This window comes from Variovorax sp. SPNA7, from assembly GCF_033807855.1.
Lineage (GTDB): Bacteria > Pseudomonadota > Gammaproteobacteria > Burkholderiales > Burkholderiaceae_C > Variovorax > Variovorax beijingensis.
In genome coordinates, this window is sequence record NZ_CP138513.1 from 1,965,502 (window position 1) to 1,979,190 (window position 13,689).

The 13,689-nt window shown below is 68.4% G+C and carries 15 protein-coding genes and 1 riboswitch; of the genes, 2 read left to right on the top strand and 13 right to left on the bottom strand.

Annotated elements, in window-relative coordinates:
- Positions 1-50: 50 nt before the first annotated feature.
- The 5 genes from RZE77_RS09125 to RZE77_RS09145 all read right to left on the bottom strand — a co-directional run bounded on the left by RZE77_RS09125 (position 51) and on the right by RZE77_RS09145 (position 3,728).
- On the bottom strand, positions 51-473 hold the full coding sequence (locus RZE77_RS09125) for a DUF2501 domain-containing protein (protein WP_319441557.1): 423 nt from the start codon (positions 471-473) through the stop codon (positions 51-53).
- Between the two features lie 75 nt (positions 474-548).
- Positions 549-1,760, bottom strand: a complete 1,212-nt coding sequence (locus tag RZE77_RS09130) for a beta-ketoacyl-[acyl-carrier-protein] synthase family protein (protein ID WP_319441558.1) — start codon at positions 1,758-1,760, stop codon at positions 549-551.
- Positions 1,757-1,999, bottom strand: a complete 243-nt coding sequence (locus RZE77_RS09135; protein ID WP_307654415.1) for an acyl carrier protein — start codon at positions 1,997-1,999, stop codon at positions 1,757-1,759. The genes RZE77_RS09130 and RZE77_RS09135 overlap by 4 nt, the downstream gene beginning before the upstream one ends.
- Before the next feature lie 93 nt (positions 2,000-2,092).
- Positions 2,093-2,809 (bottom strand): phosphatase PAP2 family protein, encoded by a 717-nt coding sequence (locus tag RZE77_RS09140; RefSeq protein WP_319431491.1) that lies wholly within the window; start codon positions 2,807-2,809, stop codon positions 2,093-2,095.
- Positions 2,810-2,885: 76 nt separating this feature from the next.
- Positions 2,886-3,728, bottom strand: a complete 843-nt coding sequence (locus tag RZE77_RS09145) for an AraC family transcriptional regulator (RefSeq protein WP_012746986.1) — start codon at positions 3,726-3,728, stop codon at positions 2,886-2,888.
- A gap of 88 nt (positions 3,729-3,816) precedes the next feature.
- Between RZE77_RS09145 and RZE77_RS09150 the strand changes: the two genes are divergently transcribed.
- Together RZE77_RS09150 and RZE77_RS09155 are read left to right on the top strand one after the other, a co-directional pair.
- Positions 3,817-5,070 carry an MFS transporter gene (locus RZE77_RS09150; RefSeq protein WP_319441559.1) on the top strand — a complete coding sequence of 418 codons (1,254 nt, stop codon included), beginning with the start codon at positions 3,817-3,819 and terminating at the stop codon, positions 5,068-5,070.
- Between the two features lie 43 nt (positions 5,071-5,113).
- Complete coding sequence (locus RZE77_RS09155; RefSeq protein ID WP_319441560.1) at positions 5,114-5,866, top strand: sulfite exporter TauE/SafE family protein; 753 nt, start codon at positions 5,114-5,116, stop codon at positions 5,864-5,866.
- Positions 5,867-5,885: 19 nt separating this feature from the next.
- Here RZE77_RS09155 and arsC read toward each other — a convergent pair whose 3' ends face one another.
- From arsC to RZE77_RS09195, 8 genes are all read right to left on the bottom strand, one after another.
- On the bottom strand, positions 5,886-6,269 hold the full coding sequence (arsC, locus tag RZE77_RS09160; protein ID WP_319441561.1) for an arsenate reductase (glutaredoxin): 384 nt from the start codon (positions 6,267-6,269) through the stop codon (positions 5,886-5,888).
- Positions 6,270-6,279: 10 nt separating this feature from the next.
- Positions 6,280-6,966 (bottom strand): glutathione S-transferase family protein, encoded by a 687-nt coding sequence (locus RZE77_RS09165; protein WP_319441562.1) that lies wholly within the window; start codon positions 6,964-6,966, stop codon positions 6,280-6,282.
- A gap of 32 nt (positions 6,967-6,998) precedes the next feature.
- The gene (locus RZE77_RS09170) at positions 6,999-7,511 is read right to left on the bottom strand and encodes a 6,7-dimethyl-8-ribityllumazine synthase (protein WP_319441563.1); all 513 of its coding nucleotides are present in this window, start codon (positions 7,509-7,511) and stop codon (positions 6,999-7,001) included.
- A 97-nt stretch (positions 7,512-7,608) separates the two neighbouring features.
- Positions 7,609-7,778, bottom strand: a riboswitch (FMN riboswitch).
- 119 nt (positions 7,779-7,897) lie between these two features.
- The gene (locus tag RZE77_RS09175) at positions 7,898-8,992 is read right to left on the bottom strand and encodes a DNA glycosylase AlkZ-like family protein (RefSeq protein ID WP_319441564.1); all 1,095 of its coding nucleotides are present in this window, start codon (positions 8,990-8,992) and stop codon (positions 7,898-7,900) included.
- Positions 8,993-9,329: 337 nt separating this feature from the next.
- A complete protein-coding gene (locus RZE77_RS09180; protein WP_319441565.1) occupies positions 9,330-10,208 on the bottom strand; it encodes a sugar phosphate isomerase/epimerase family protein in 879 nt (292 codons plus the stop codon).
- A gap of 8 nt (positions 10,209-10,216) precedes the next feature.
- Positions 10,217-11,404 (bottom strand): dihydrodipicolinate synthase family protein, encoded by a 1,188-nt coding sequence (locus tag RZE77_RS09185; protein WP_319441566.1) that lies wholly within the window; start codon positions 11,402-11,404, stop codon positions 10,217-10,219.
- Between the two features lie 13 nt (positions 11,405-11,417).
- Positions 11,418-12,581, bottom strand: coding sequence for a Gfo/Idh/MocA family protein (locus RZE77_RS09190; protein WP_319441567.1), 1,164 nt, complete (start codon positions 12,579-12,581; stop codon positions 11,418-11,420).
- 47 nt (positions 12,582-12,628) lie between these two features.
- The gene (locus RZE77_RS09195) at positions 12,629-13,612 is read right to left on the bottom strand and encodes a tripartite tricarboxylate transporter substrate binding protein (RefSeq protein ID WP_319441568.1); all 984 of its coding nucleotides are present in this window, start codon (positions 13,610-13,612) and stop codon (positions 12,629-12,631) included.
- Between the last annotated feature and the right edge of the window lie 77 nt (positions 13,613-13,689).

Genomic DNA, 13,689 nt, shown 5'->3' on the forward strand with positions numbered 1-13,689 from the left:
GCAGGCGGAAACTTAGGCGGCCGTTCGGGCCGCGCGCATGGGGAGAGTACCTAGACCAGCGAACTCGCGTTCTCGAGCACGTAGTCGCAGGCCTTCTCCTTCACCTTCGACGAGAGCATCTTGAAGTTCAGCGTCTTGCCGTCGCCGCCCTTGAGCAGCCCCTTGGCGCCGCTCGCGAAGCCGGTTTCCTGTTGCTTCTGGCCGGTGATCTTGGCCAGCAGCTTGTCCTTCACCGAGGCCGCATCGCCGCCGAGATAGTTGTTCTTGACGCAGTACTGCAGCACGCCGGCCGCATTGCCCATGGTGCTGGAGCCGATCGCGGGCATCTTGAAGCCGAGGTTCTCGCCGAGGGCAGAACTGCCGCCCGAGGAGCCCATCTGGTCCTTGAGCTTGCCGAGCAGGTCCGATTGGGCCGAGGCCGAGGCGCCGGCCGCAACCAGCGCGATGGAAATCAGTGCGGTGCGAAAACGCATGATGACGAACTCCCGTTTGTCGAGGTGAATGATCGAAGATTCCATCGTCAGCATACCCCCGACGGAACCCCGGTTTCAGGCGCGGCGGAAGAGCAGCACCGAATTCGTGCCGCCGAATGCGAAGGAGTTGCTCATGGCCGCCTCGATGTTGGGCGCGCTGGTGTCGTGCTGCGTGACGAGGTTCAGGCGGCAGGCCGGATCGACCTCGCTGCAGTTCGCGTTCGGCGGCAACTGGCGGCGATGCAGCGCCAGCACCGTGATGAGCGCCTCGATGGCGCCCGCGGCGCCGAGCATGTGGCCGTGCAGCGCCTTGGTGGAACTGACGCGCAGGCTGTCCAGGTCATCGCCCCACACATCGGCCAATGCGTTGCGCTCGACCACGTCGCCGATGCGCGTGGCCGTGCCGTGCGCATTGCAGTAGCCCACGTCGCGCGGCGCGAGGCCGGCCTGCCGCAGGGCCTGGCGCAGTGCGCGCGCCTGGCCGGGTGCGTCGGGCTTGGTGAGATGGGTGGCGTCGCTGCCGAGGCCCCAGCCGGCCAGCGTGGCGTAGCTGCGGGCGCCGCGGCCGCGCGCGCGTTCGGCGGATTCGAGCACCAGGAAGGCCGCGCCTTCGCCCAGCGCAAAGCCGCTGCGGTCGCTCGCGAAGGGCCGCACCGCGCCGGCCGCTTCGCCGGGCTGGAAGCTGGCCAGCGTCTGCATGGCCTGCCAGGCCAGCACCACGCCCGGCACGATCAGCGCTTCGCTGCCGCCGGCAATGGCCATGTCGACTTCGCCGCGCTCGATGGCCTTGGCCGCTTCGGCAATGGCCACCGACGACGAGGCGCAGGCGACCGAGTAGGTCAGCACCGGCCCCTGCACGCCCTGGCGCATGGCCACGTGGGCGGCGGGCGCGTTGGGCATGAAGGCGGGAATGGTGAGCGGAGACACCCGCCCGTTGCCGCGGTAGGCGGCCTCGAGCGCCGCCGCGCCGCCCATGCCGCAGCCGGCGTAGACGCCGACACGTTCGGGGTCGGCGTCGTTGTTCGGGACAAGACCGGCATCGCGCAGCGCGAGGTCGGCGGCGGCCACCGCGAGCTGGCTCACGCGGTCGACGCCGGCGAGCTGCAGCTTGGTGAACCAGCGTGTTTCGTCGAAGTCCACCAACGCCGCGGCGGCGGGCCTGGGCATTTCGGGGAAGACTGGCCGGATGGCCGACTGGCCGTCGAGCAGGGCCTGGAACAGCGCGCCGGGCTCGTCGCCGTGCGGCGCCACGACGCCCAGTCCGGTGACGCAGACCTCGTGCTTCACGCTGTCTTCGCGGCCCTGACCTTGTCGACCAGCACCGCCAACTCGGTCAGCGTGTCGATGTTGGCGTCTTCATCGGGCATGGTGATGCCGAAGTGGTCTTCGATGGCAAACAGGAACTCGGCCAATGCCAGCGAGTCGAGTCCGCCGGTTTCGCGCATCGATGCGTTGGGGTCGAGTTTCGACGGTTCGATACCGTACTTCTCGTGGATCAGGTCCTGCAATTCCTTCAGCGAACTCATCGTGCGATGCCTGTTGTCGTGTGCCGGCCGCTGATCGATCGCCGCCCTCGGGGCGCGCCATGGGATCGACCCCTTCCTCGCTCGGCTTGTGGGTCAGTGATGGCCAATGATATCCGCTCCCACCAGGGTATTGCCTCGGCGCATGCCCTCCGGACGCCAGCGCAGCGATGGGAGCGCGAAGGCCATTCCCAGCAGCGCGCCGGCCAGCGCGTCGAGCACCACGTGCTGCTTGACGGCCAGTGTCGAGTACGCAATGGCGGCAAACCACAGCCAGTTGGCAAGGCGCAGAAAGACCGGCGTGCGCGCCTCGCGCAGCACATGGTCCAGCCGGATCGCCGTGAAGATGGCCACGGCCACGTGCATCGAGGGGCAGGCGTTGCCTGCGGCGTCCACGCCCTGCAGCATCGCGAAGCCGGGATAGCCCGACACGTCGATGGCCAGCGGCGGTATCTGCGTCGGCCAGAAATAGAAGAGGCCCAGGCCCGTCAGGCACAGCGCGCCGATCCACAGCCCGTACACCACCAGCTCGCGAAAGTTGGGCTGCAGGCCGGGCGCGACGCCCACGTAGACCCACAGCGAGAGGTAGGCGCCCAGCGTGTAGGGCTGGAACGGAATCAGGTGGTCCAGCGCCGTGAGCGGCATCACCACGACCGGGTAGGCCGGGTTGCGCAGCATGTGGAAGTAGCCGATGAAGAACAGCCAGGTGAAGACCGTGGTGCCGATCGCCTTGAGCCAGAAGAGGCGGCGAATGCGCGCGCCGATGTCTGCGGTCCAGGTCTGGGGGCTGTGCGTTCGCGGAAGGGGCGCCATGGGCAGGTGGGTCGGTGGTCCGTGGTTTTCGTCGGCCGGCCGATCTTGCCAGAGCGCCGTGACTGTACGGCGCCATTCAGGCGAGCGCAGCGGATCGCTTCTTGTGCTGGAAGGAAGTGGGCGAGCGTCCGGTGGCGGCCTTGAACATGGCGCAGAACGCGCTGTCGGTGGCATAGCCGCTGGCCGCCGCCACCTGGCTCACGGCCATGCCGCGCGCCAGCAGCGGCAGCGCATGCGCCATCACGGCCTGCTGCCGCCACTGCTGCCAGCTCATGCCGAGCTGGTCTCGGAAGAGCCGCGCCACGGTGCGCTCGCTGGCGCCGATGGCGGCGGCGCGCTCGGCCAGCGTGGCACGGTCGGCCGGGTTGCGCAGCAGCGTCTCGCACAGCTGGCGCAGCCGCTTGTCGGAGGGCAGCGGCACGTCGATGCGGATCTGCGTGGCGCGCTCGAGTTCGTCCACCAGCAGCGGGGCGATCATGCGTTCGCGCTGCGGCGCGTGCGGGTCGGCCGGCGGCAGGCCGTCGGGCGTGGTGTCGAGCGCGAGCATCAGGGCGCGCAGCAGCGGGCTGATCTCGAGCACCTCGCACTTTTCCCAGGGCGGGCCGAGCCAGGCGTGCAGGTACACGGTGCGCAGCTCGGCATCCTCGATCAGCATGATGCTGTGCGGCATGTTGGCCGGCACCCAGACCGCGCGCGACGGCGGCACGATGTAGCTGCCGTCCTGCGTGCTGAGCCGGATCACGCCGCGGGTCGAGAAAGTGAGCTGCGGCCACGGGTGCTGGTGCAGTTCGACGAAGGTGTCGGCGCTCAGGAAATGTTCCTTGGCGCGCAGCGGCCGGACCGCGTCGGGTGCGTAGAGATGCGGCGTGAGCGAGGCGACGCTGGTGACCGGGGAAGGGAGTGAAACGGCGCTTGGCATGGTTTCGACAAATGTTGTCGCTGTATCGCCATTCTGCCGCGGCGAGCGGGCATAGCATCGGTGCCTGCGCGGTTTTTTGTAGCAATCCATGTCTTCCCCTTCCTCCCCGACAGCCACCTCTTCCACCAGCTTGCGCGGCGATGCGCAGCTCATTGGCCTGGTCGGCCTGGCCCATGCCATCAGCCACTTCAGCCAGCTGATCCTGGCGCCGCTCTTCCCCTGGCTGAAAGACGCGTTCAACGTGAGCTACACCGAGCTGGGCGCGGTGCTGACGGTGTTCTTCGTGGTCTCGTGCATCGTGCAGGCGGCCTCGGGCTTCATCGTCGACAAGCTGGGTCCGCGGCCGGTGCTGTTCGTGGGGCTGGGCGCGCTGGCCCTGGCGGCTTTCGGCTATGCGCTGGCACAGAGCTACTGGATGCTGCTGCTGTGCGCCGTTGTGGGCGGCATCGGCAACGGCGTGTTCCATCCGGTCGACTACACGCTCTTCAACCGCAAGGTGGCGCCGACGCGGCTGGGCCACGCCTACAGCGTGCACGGCATCACCGGCAGCCTGGGCTGGGCGCTGGCGCCGGCCTTCGTGGTGCCGATCGCCATCGCTTTTTCATGGCGCGTGGCGCTGGCTTCGGCCGGTGCGCTGGCCATCGTGGTGCTGCTGGTGCTCTGGGCCTACCGCAGCGTGCTGGCGCTGGACGTGAAGGCGGTGCACAAGGCCACCGGACACGGCGAGCCGGCACCCGTCGGCGGCGAGTTCGACTTCCTGCGCATCCCGGCCGTGTGGATGTGCTTCGGCTTCTTTTTCTTCTATGCCGTGGTGATCAGCGTGGTGCAGACCTTCGCGCCGGTGGCGGCCGGCCACCTGCATGCGGTGCCGGTGGCGCTGGTGGCGGTGTGCCTCACGGTCTACATGGTGGCAGGCGCGGCCGGCATGGTGGCGGGCGGCTTCCTGGCTTCGGATCCGTCGCGCTGCGAACGCATCGTGGGCATCGGCTTCGGGGTGGCGGCCGCGCTGGCGCTGGTGCTGGCCTTTGCGCAGTTTCCGCCGGTGATGGTGCCGGTGCTGTTCGGCGCCATGGGGTTCGTGTCGGGCGTTGCGGGCCCTTCGCGCGACCTGCTGGTCAAGCGCTCGACGCCGCCCAACGCCACCGGGCGCGTCTACGGCGTGGTGTATGCGGGCCTGGACATCGGCCAGGCGCTGGCGCCGCTGGTGTTCGGCCGCTTGATGGACCATGGCCAGTACACGAGCGTGATCGCGGGCCTGGCGCTGGTGCAGGCCGTGCTGATTGCCAGCGCCTTCAACGTGACGCGGGTGCGCCGCACGGCGCTGGTGCCGGCCTCGGCGTAACAGCCGCGGCTGTGCGCTGCATGCGGCCGATATCATCGACCGCATGCAGGCCCTGTATGTGTATGTGATCGCCGGCGCCGTGCTGGCGGGTTTCGTGCAGGGCCTCTCGGGCTTTGCGTTCGGCCTGGTAGCCATGTCCGTCTGGGCCTGGACCCTGGAGCCGCAATTGGCCGCCGTGCTCTCGCTGTTCGGCGCGCTCACCGGGCAGGTGATTGCTGCCGTCACGGTTCGCCGCGCTTTCGACCGGCATGTGCTGTGGCCGTTCGTGCTTGGCGGGCTGGTCGGCGTGCCCTTCGGCGTCTGGCTGCTGCCGCACCTCGACCTCGTGCTCTTCAAGGTCTGCCTCGGTGTGCTGCTGGTGCTGTGGTGCCCCGCGATGCTGATGTCGCAGCACCTGCCGAAGATCGCCTTCGGCGGACGTTTCGCAGATGGCATTGCCGGCACCATCGGCGGGGCCATGGCCGGCATCGGCGGCTTCTCCGGCACCATTCCCACGCTCTGGTGCACGCTGCGCGGCTTCCAGCGCGATACGCAGCGCGCGGTGATCCAGAACTTCAACCTCTCGATGCTGGCGGTGGCGTTCGCGCTCCACCTCGCGAACGGCAGCATCGCGCGCTCGACGCTGCCGATGCTGGGGCTGGTGGCGCTGGCCGTTGCCGTGCCGGTGCTGCTGGGCGCACGGCTCTACATCGGCATCAGCGAGGCGGCATTCCGCAAGCTGGTGCTGGGCCTGCTGACCGCTTCGGGCATGGCGATGCTGGCGTCGGGGGTGCCTGCGCTGCTGCAGCGCGGCTGAGCCGTGGCTGCCGCTGCGTTCACGCCGTGGGCAGGATCTCGCGCACGCGCTCCCAGGGCCGGCACATCAGCGTGCCGCGCGGCGAGACGACGATCGGGCGCTGCAGCAGGATCGGGTTCGCGGCGATGAAGTCGAACAGCTGGTCGTCGCTCCACTTCGGATCGGCCAGCCCCAGCGCTTCGTAGGGCGCTTCCTTCGTGCGCAGCAGGTCGCGCGCGCCCAGGCCCATGGCCTTGGCCAGCTCGCGCAGCTTCTTCTTCGAGGGCGGCGTCTCCAGGTACAGGACGATCTCGGGCTCCACGCCGCTCTCGCGGATCAGGCCCAGCACGTTGCGCGAGGTGCTGCAGTTGGGCTTGTGGAAGATGGTCATCGGGTAGGCGGTGGTCGGGGTGCGTGCGGCCATGGCGTTGTCGTCAGTCTTTCTTTGTTTCCTGGTCCATCGTGAAGGGAAAGCGCGCCGCCCAGAAGTCGGCCAGGCGCGGATCGGCATCCACGCGCCGCACCACCCGGGCCATGCGCGGCGCCTCGCGGTAGAAGCGCCTGCGCTGCGGCGTCCAGCGCGACAGCACGGTCACGTAGAGGTCGAGCATGCTGATCTTCTCGCCGAGCAGGTAGGGCGCGGGCTCGTCGATCTGCGTGTCCATCAGGTGCCAGCAGTGCGCAATGCGCTCGGCCGTGCGTTCGAGCATCACGGCCTGCGCTGCCGGATCGGGCGTGAGGCGCGTGGGGTCGTCGCGCACCCAGTAGAGCGAATAGATGGCCGCCGGCAGGTAGACCATCCATCGCAGGTAGCGCGCGCGCAGCGGATCGCCGGGCGCGGGGCAGAGGCCGGCTTCGGGATAGCGGTCGCCGAGCCAGATCAGGATGGCCGCGCTCTCGGTCATCACCTCGCCCGAAGGCAGCACGATCGCGGGCACCTGCCGCATCGGGTTGATGCCCGAGACGCGCTCGCGCTCGGACTCTCCCTCCCAGGGCGAGACGTCGACCACGTCGACCTGCGCACCGATCAGCGTCAGCGCCGCATGAACGGGCGTGGCGCCCGAGCCGGGCGCGCCGTAGAGGGTGTAGCGGTCGTTCGAGGAAGCGGATGAGGAAGTCATCCGCCCAGATTACTGCAGCCGTGTGCCGCTTGTCACGCGGCCAGCAAGGCGTCGACCTTCTTCAGGCCCTCGAGCGTCTTCACGCAGGCCTCGGCCACTTCGGTGCCCTTGACGGCGAAGTGGCGGTGGAAGTACTTGCGGTGCTCCACATGCTCGTGGAAGTGGTGCGGCGTGAGCACGGCCGAGAAGATCGGCACGTCGGTCTCGAGCTGCAGCGACATCAGCGTGCCGACCACGGTGCCGGCCACGAACTCGTGGCGGTAGATGCCGCCGTCCACCACCAGCGCGCAGCCCACGATGGCCGCGTACCTGCCCGAGTTGGCAAGCCGCTTGGCATGCAGCGGAATCTCGAAGGCGCCGGGTACGTCGAAGATGTCGATCAGCTCGCGCGCCACGCCGAGCCGCTCCATCTCGGCAAGGAAGGCGTCGCGCGCCTGGTGGACGATGTCGGAATGCCATTGCGCCTCGACAAAGGCAATGCGCTCGCCGCGCGGCTTGCCCGGCGCGTTGACGGCGGAAAGGGGAAGGTCGTTGATCTGACTCATGGTGTGCCTCTTGAAAGCAGGTTTCCTGAATCAGGGCGCACGAAACCGCAGGGCAGACTGCGCGCTCCAATGCAAAGCGCGCGGGCCGGCCCGCATTTCGCGCTCTCTTTCATCCGGACTGTGACCGTCGGCTTCGGGATTGCACCGAAATCTGCTGACCCCGCCGCCTGTTGCAGGCCTTGGGCGCTCGCGGGCTCGTGCGGCCTTTCTCTCGAAGAAACCGCCATTACCGCCGGTGGGGAGTTTCGCCCCGCCCTGAGAACGCTTGCCGTCCGGCATGCCGGACGACGGTGCGATTCTAGGAGCGGCCGGCGGCCCGGGTTGTCACCCGCGCGCCAGACCTTCGGCGGCGCGGGGATTTTCGCCGTGCGCGGGAAGCGTGCGGCTCAGCGCCTCGCGAGGAACTGCGTCATGCGATGCAGTTCGTCGTCGAGCGCCGCGCGGAACACCGCATCGCGGGGCTTGCGGCCGGCGTAGCCGAATGCGGGCTGCAGCCGGCCCTCGGGCGCGGTGATGTTGGCCCAGCCGATCACGCGCTCGTGCCAGAGCAGAGGCAGCGCGTAGTAGCCGAACTGCCGCTTCGGCGCCGGCGTGTAGGCCTCGAACTTGTACGTCCAGCCCCACAGCAGCTCGAAGCGGCGGCGGTCCCACACCACGGGATCGAAGGGCGCGAGCAGGCGCACTTGGTCGTCGGGCGCATGGCGCCGCGAGGCCGGGTTCTCATCGCCGGGCCAGTACCAGGTGGTGCCGTCGATGCGGCAGCTCGCAAGCCGTTCGTCACGCGCGAGGCGCAGCGCGGCCTGCGTCTGCGCCGACAAATGCGGCGCGCCGTAGCCGAGCAGCCGCACGAGATAGGTCAGGCTCGCGGCCGGCAGCGGCGCGTACTTGCGCACCACCAGGTCGATCAGCGCGGCGGCGCGTTGCGCGCGGCCGGCGGGGCTGTCGTCGGCCGGCACATGCGTCACGGCCTCGTAGACGCGCGTGCCGCTGTCGCGCCGCACCACGCGCAGCATGCCGCGGTAGTGCAGGCCGTCGAGCAGCCGCGTCGTCGCATTGCTCGAGCCGCCCCAGTAGTTCTTGACGCTGCCGTGTGCAAAGTGCTGCTCGACTTCACGCGGATGGACCGGCCCGCGCTCGCGCACGAAGGCCAGCACGTCGGCGGCCTTGCGCTGGGTGTCGGCGTCCCACGCGCGCCTGGCTTCGCGCGGATGCATCAGCGCAAGGTGCTCGCGCGGCAAGAAGCCGTAGTTGACGAGGCAGTCTTCCTCGATGGCGAGCCGGGTGTAGCGGCTTTCGAGATCGCCCGCGCGGTAGTCCTTCACGCGGTGGCGCAGGGTCAGGTCTTGCGCACGCGCGGGGGCGCGGATTGGATCGGCCTGCACGAAGCCGAGCCGGCGGATTGCGCCCGGCAGCGTGGTCGGCTTGAAGAGGGTGCGCGCTATGGCGTAGCGGCGCAGGTCGTCGAGGGTCGGGGTGGCCATGGGGCGGATTGCAGCACAAGTGCGGCGCTGCTGTTCAGGGCGCGGTTCGGGCCGCTTTGTTCAGGGCGCGCTCCCGCCGACGGGGTACCTTGCTCCGCGAATGTCCCCCGGCCTGCGGCCTCCTCCTTGATTTCGCTGCGCAAGGCACCCCATCGGCGGGAGCGTTGGACAGAGCAGTCGTTGATCGGCGGTACACCACGAGCGTGCCCTCGTGCACAGGGCATCGGGTGCTCCCCGCAGCGAAATCAAGGGGGAGGCCGAAGGCCGGAGGACATTCGCGGAGGGGAGTACCCGGTGGCCTGTGCACGCGCCCCGAATAAAAGCGCCCCGAGTTTTTTTAGACAGCTTGCTTGTGCCGTTCAATGCACACGTCGAGCGTCTCACTTCCGGCCCGCTGCCACCAGTCGAGATTCGAAAAGATCTCGACTTCGCTGAACCCCGCGAAGCCTGCAGCTTCGACCCAGCCTCGGATCTTCTTGAGTTCGACTACGCCGTCGCCCATCATTCCGCGGTCGGAGAGCAGGTCGCGCGTGGGCGTGAGCCAGTCGCAGACGTGGTACGCCAGCAGCCGCTCGCGGCCGGCGCGGATGATCTGCTGCTGCAGCTTCGGATCCCACCACACGTGATAGATGTCCAGCGCCACGCCGAGCATGCCGCTCTTGCCCGCGTCGAGCTCGTCGCAGATGTCGAGCGCGTGTTCGAGCGTGTTGATGCAGGCGCGGTCGGCCGCCTGCATCGGGTGCAGCGGCTCGATGGCCAGCGGCATGCCGACTTCGCGTGCGTATTCGAGCGATGCGGCAATGCCGTCGCGCACCTCGCCGCGTGCGCGGGCGATGTTCTTGTAGGCGGCCTTGCCCTCGAGCGCGCCGGGCAGGGCGCCGACCACCAGCACGAGGCAGGGCGCATCGAGCGTCCTGGCCTCGTCGATCGCGCGGCGGTTGTCGTCGAGCGCAGTTTTCAGGCCCGCTGCATCGGCCGCCGGAAAGAAGCCGCCGCGGCAGTAGCCCGAAAGGCCGATGCCATGCGCCTTCAGCTGCTTCGCGACCTTGTCGAGCCCGACGGCAGCCACCTGGTCGCGCCAGGGGCTGATCGCGCGGATGCCGCGTTCGGCGCACTGGTCGATGATGCGGTCCAGTGGCACCTCGGCGCCCAGCTGCTTGCGGATGGTGGCAGTATTGATCGACAGCCAGTCGTGGTTCTGCGAGAAGTCGCGCATGGCTTCGATCAGCCTTCCACACCATGCAAGGCCAGCAGCGTCTTCATACGCTGAACGGCAAGCTCCGGCTGCTCCAGCAGGTTGGCCGCATCGGCCAGCCGGAACAGCTCGGCAAAGTGCTGCAGCGAGCGCGTGCTCTGCTGGCCGCCCACCATCGTGAAGTGCTTCTGGTGGCCGTTGAGCCAGGCCATGAACACCACGCCGGTCTTGTAGAAGCGCGTGGGTGCCGCAAAGATGTGGCGCGACAGCGGCACCGTCGGGCCGAGGATCGCGTGGAACTTCTCGGTGTTGCCTTGGGCCAATGCGCCCAGCGCAGCGCTCGCCGCGGGTGCGATGGCGTCGAAGATGCCGAGCAGCGCGTCGCTCTTGCCGTGCGTCGGCTCGCTCCCGAAGCCGTCGCCGGCGATCAGCTCGGCGTAGTTGAAGTCGTCGCCGGTATACATGCGAACGCCGGGCGGCAGGCGGCGGCGCATTGCGATTTCCTTGTCCTTGTCGAGCAGCGAGATCTTGATGCCGTCGACCTTGTCGGGGTGCGCCGCGATGATGCCGATCGCGGTGTCCATCGCGGCGTCGACGTCCTTCGTGCCCCAGTAGCCGGCCAGCGCCGGATCGAACATCTCGCCCAGCCAGTGCAGCACGACCGGCTGCTTCGCCTGCGACAGGATGCGGTCGTACACGCGCTCGTAGTCGGCGGGGCTCTTCGCCACGCGCGCCAGCGCACGGCTCGCCATCACGATCAGCTTGCCGCCGAGTGCCTCGATGGCCGCCATCTGTTCCTCGTAGCCGCGGATCACGTCGTCGACGCTCTTCACGTCGTCGAGGTTCAGGTGGTCGGTGCCGCAGCCCGAGGCCACCAGCGCGCCGGGCACGTCCTTCGCGGCGTCGAGCGAACGGCGGATCAGTTCGAGCGAGGTGGGCCAGTCCAGGCCCATGCCACGCTGCGCGGTGTCCATCGCTTCGGCCACGCCCAGGCCCAGCGAGAAAAGGTGACGGCGGTAGGCGATGGTCGTGTCCCAGTCGACGGCGGCCTGCAGCCAGGGATCGACCGCGGCCAGCGGATCGGCCACCACGTGCGCGGCCGAGTAGGCGATGCGGTTGAACTTCACGCCCGCATCGGGCTTGACCGGCGCGGTGCCGCGCAGGGCGTAGGGCGCGAGCGCGCCGCTCGTGGAGGGAAGGGTCAGCGTCAGTGCCATGGCTTGTTCTTCTTCAGACCTTCAGCGCGGGCACGTCGACCCAGCGGCGGTCCTTCCACGACTCGAGCGCGGCCTCGACCAGCTGCACGCCCTTGGCGCCTTCGGGCAGCGTCCACTTGTAGGGCTCGTTCTCGACCACGTGGCGAATGAAGTGCTCCCACTGGATCTTGAAGCCGTTGTCATAGACCTGCGAATCGGGGATCTCCTGCCACTGGTCGAAGAAGTTCATCGTCTGCTTCTCGTCCGGGTTCCACACCGGCCGCGGCGTGGCCACGCGCGACTGGGCGCGGCAGCTCGACAGGCCCGCCACGGCCGAGCCGTCGGTGCCGTCGACGTGGAAGGTCACGAGATCGTCGCGGCGCACGCGCGTGACCCAGCTCATGTTGATCTGCGCGATCACCGGCTCGCCGTTGTGGCCCGTGAGCTCGCAGGTGGCGTAGGCCGCGTCGTCGGCGGTGGCTTCGTACGGTTTGCCGGCTTCGTCCCAGCGCTTGGGAATGTGGGTGGCGCCAATGCACGACACCGACTTCACCTCGCCGAACAGGTTGTCCAGCACATAGCGCCAGTGGCACATCATGTCCAGGATCATGCCGCCGCCGTCTTCCTTGCGGTAGTTCCAGCTCGGGCGCTGGATCGGCTGCAGGTCGCCTTCGAACACCCAGTAGCCGAACTCCAGGCGCACGCTGAGCATGCGGCCGAAGAAGCCCGCGCGGCGCAGCATGTCGAGCTTGCGCAGGCCCGGAAGGAAGAGCTTGTCCTGCACGGCGCCGTGCTTCAGGCCCGAGCCTTCGGCCAGGCGCGCGATCTCCACCGCTTCGTTCAGGTTGGTCGCGATCGGCTTCTCGCAGTACACGTGCTTGCCGGCGCGGATGGCCTTGGCCAGCAGCGTGGGGCGCATCTGCGTGGTGCCGGCGTCGAAGAAGATGGTGTCGTCCTTGTTGGCCAGTGCGGCGTCGAGGTCCGTGCCCCAGCGCGCGATGCCGTGCTTCTTTGCGAGCGCTTCCATCTTCTCGGCGTTGCGGCCGATGAGGATCGGGTCGGGCATCACCTTGTCGCCGTTGGACAGCGTGACGCCGCCTTGCGCGCGGATCGCGCAGATGGAGCGGATCAAATGCTGGTTCATGCCCATGCGTCCGGTGACGCCGTGCATGATGATTCCGAGTCGTTGTGTGGCCATGTCTTCTGCTGAAAGAGGGTTGGAGAGAGAGAAAGAAGGGGAAGGAATTACTGCGCCGGCGTCAGGCCCGCGGCCTTGACCAGCGTCGCGTTGGACTTGATTTCGTCCTTGATGTAGGCGTCGAACTGCTCGGGCTTGAGCGTCCATGCGTCGGCGCCGAGCTTCAGGAAGCGCTCCTTGACCTCGGGCGAAGCCAGCGCCTTCACGACTTCCTCGTTGAGGCGGTTGACGATGTCGCGCGGCGTCTTGGCCGGCGCCATCATGCCGATCCAGAAGTTGAACTCGGAGCCGGGCACGCCGGCCTCGGTGGTGGTCGGCACGTCGGGCAGGGCGGCGGCGCGCTTGGGCGAGCCCACGGCCAGAGCCAGCAGCTGGCCATCCTTGATCTGGCCGATCACCGGCGCGATGGGCGAGAAGTAGTAGTCGACCCGGCCCGACAGCACTTCGGTCACAGCCTCGGCGGAGCCCTTGAACGGGATGTTGGTCGCATCGATCTTTGCGGCCAGCTTGAACTTCTCGGCGTTGAGGTGGGTCGCGCTGCCCTGGCCCGCGGATGCGAAGTTGATGGCGCCCGGCTTGGCCTTGGCCGCCGCGACCAGCTCCTGCAGCGTCTTGATGCCCTTGGCGGGCGAGATCACCAGCGCGTTGGGCAGCGACGAGATCGGCGTCACGCCGGCGAAGTCGTTCACCGTGTCGAAGGGCAGCTTGGCGAAGGTGGAGGGGCTGACCGTGTGCGACGACGAGTGGATCATGATCGTGTAGCCGTCCGGCGCGGCCGTGGCCACCGCCTGCTGGCCGATGGTGCCGCTGGCGCCGCCGCGGTTGTCCACCACCAGCGTCTGGCCCATGCTGGCGCCCATCTTGTCGGCGATGGCGCGCGCAATGATGTCGGTGGTGCTGCCGGCCGCGAACGGCACGATCACGCGGATCGGCTTGCTGGGATACCCGTTCTGCGCCGACGCCAGGCCCGGCATCAGGGCGGCGAGGCAGGTGAGCGTGGCCAGTGCGGTGGTGCGTACAAGTTGCTTCATGGTTGTCTCCGTGCGGGCGGGCCGCCTTGTGTCGTCGATTAATTCACCAGTGAGTGAATTGGCGATTCTAGAAAGGC

Excerpts from the sequence above, each read along its gene's own strand:
- RZE77_RS09125 (WP_319441557.1), bottom strand. The coding sequence starts at position 473 with ATGCGTTTTCGCACCGCACTGATTTCCATCGCGCTGGTTGCGGCCGGC.
- RZE77_RS09150 (WP_319441559.1), top strand. The coding sequence starts at position 3,817 with ATGTCTTCCCCTTCCTCCCCGACAGCCACCTCTTCCACCAGCTTGCGC.
- RZE77_RS09165 (WP_319441562.1), bottom strand. The coding sequence starts at position 6,966 with ATGACTTCCTCATCCGCTTCCTCGAACGACCGCTACACCCTCTACGGC.
- RZE77_RS09145 (WP_012746986.1), bottom strand. The coding sequence starts at position 3,728 with ATGCCAAGCGCCGTTTCACTCCCTTCCCCGGTCACCAGCGTCGCCTCG.
- RZE77_RS09170 (WP_319441563.1), bottom strand. The coding sequence starts at position 7,511 with ATGAGTCAGATCAACGACCTTCCCCTTTCCGCCGTCAACGCGCCGGGC.
- arsC (WP_319441561.1), bottom strand. The coding sequence starts at position 6,269 with ATGGCCGCACGCACCCCGACCACCGCCTACCCGATGACCATCTTCCAC.
- RZE77_RS09155 (WP_319441560.1), top strand. The coding sequence starts at position 5,114 with ATGCAGGCCCTGTATGTGTATGTGATCGCCGGCGCCGTGCTGGCGGGT.
- RZE77_RS09175 (WP_319441564.1), bottom strand. The coding sequence starts at position 8,992 with ATGGCCACCCCGACCCTCGACGACCTGCGCCGCTACGCCATAGCGCGC.
- RZE77_RS09190 (WP_319441567.1), bottom strand. The coding sequence starts at position 12,581 with ATGGCCACACAACGACTCGGAATCATCATGCACGGCGTCACCGGACGC.
- RZE77_RS09140 (WP_319431491.1), bottom strand. The coding sequence starts at position 2,809 with ATGGCGCCCCTTCCGCGAACGCACAGCCCCCAGACCTGGACCGCAGAC.
- RZE77_RS09185 (WP_319441566.1), bottom strand. The coding sequence starts at position 11,404 with ATGGCACTGACGCTGACCCTTCCCTCCACGAGCGGCGCGCTCGCGCCC.
- RZE77_RS09195 (WP_319441568.1), bottom strand. The coding sequence starts at position 13,612 with ATGAAGCAACTTGTACGCACCACCGCACTGGCCACGCTCACCTGCCTC.
- RZE77_RS09135 (WP_307654415.1), bottom strand. The coding sequence starts at position 1,999 with ATGAGTTCGCTGAAGGAATTGCAGGACCTGATCCACGAGAAGTACGGT.
- RZE77_RS09180 (WP_319441565.1), bottom strand. The coding sequence starts at position 10,208 with ATGCGCGACTTCTCGCAGAACCACGACTGGCTGTCGATCAATACTGCC.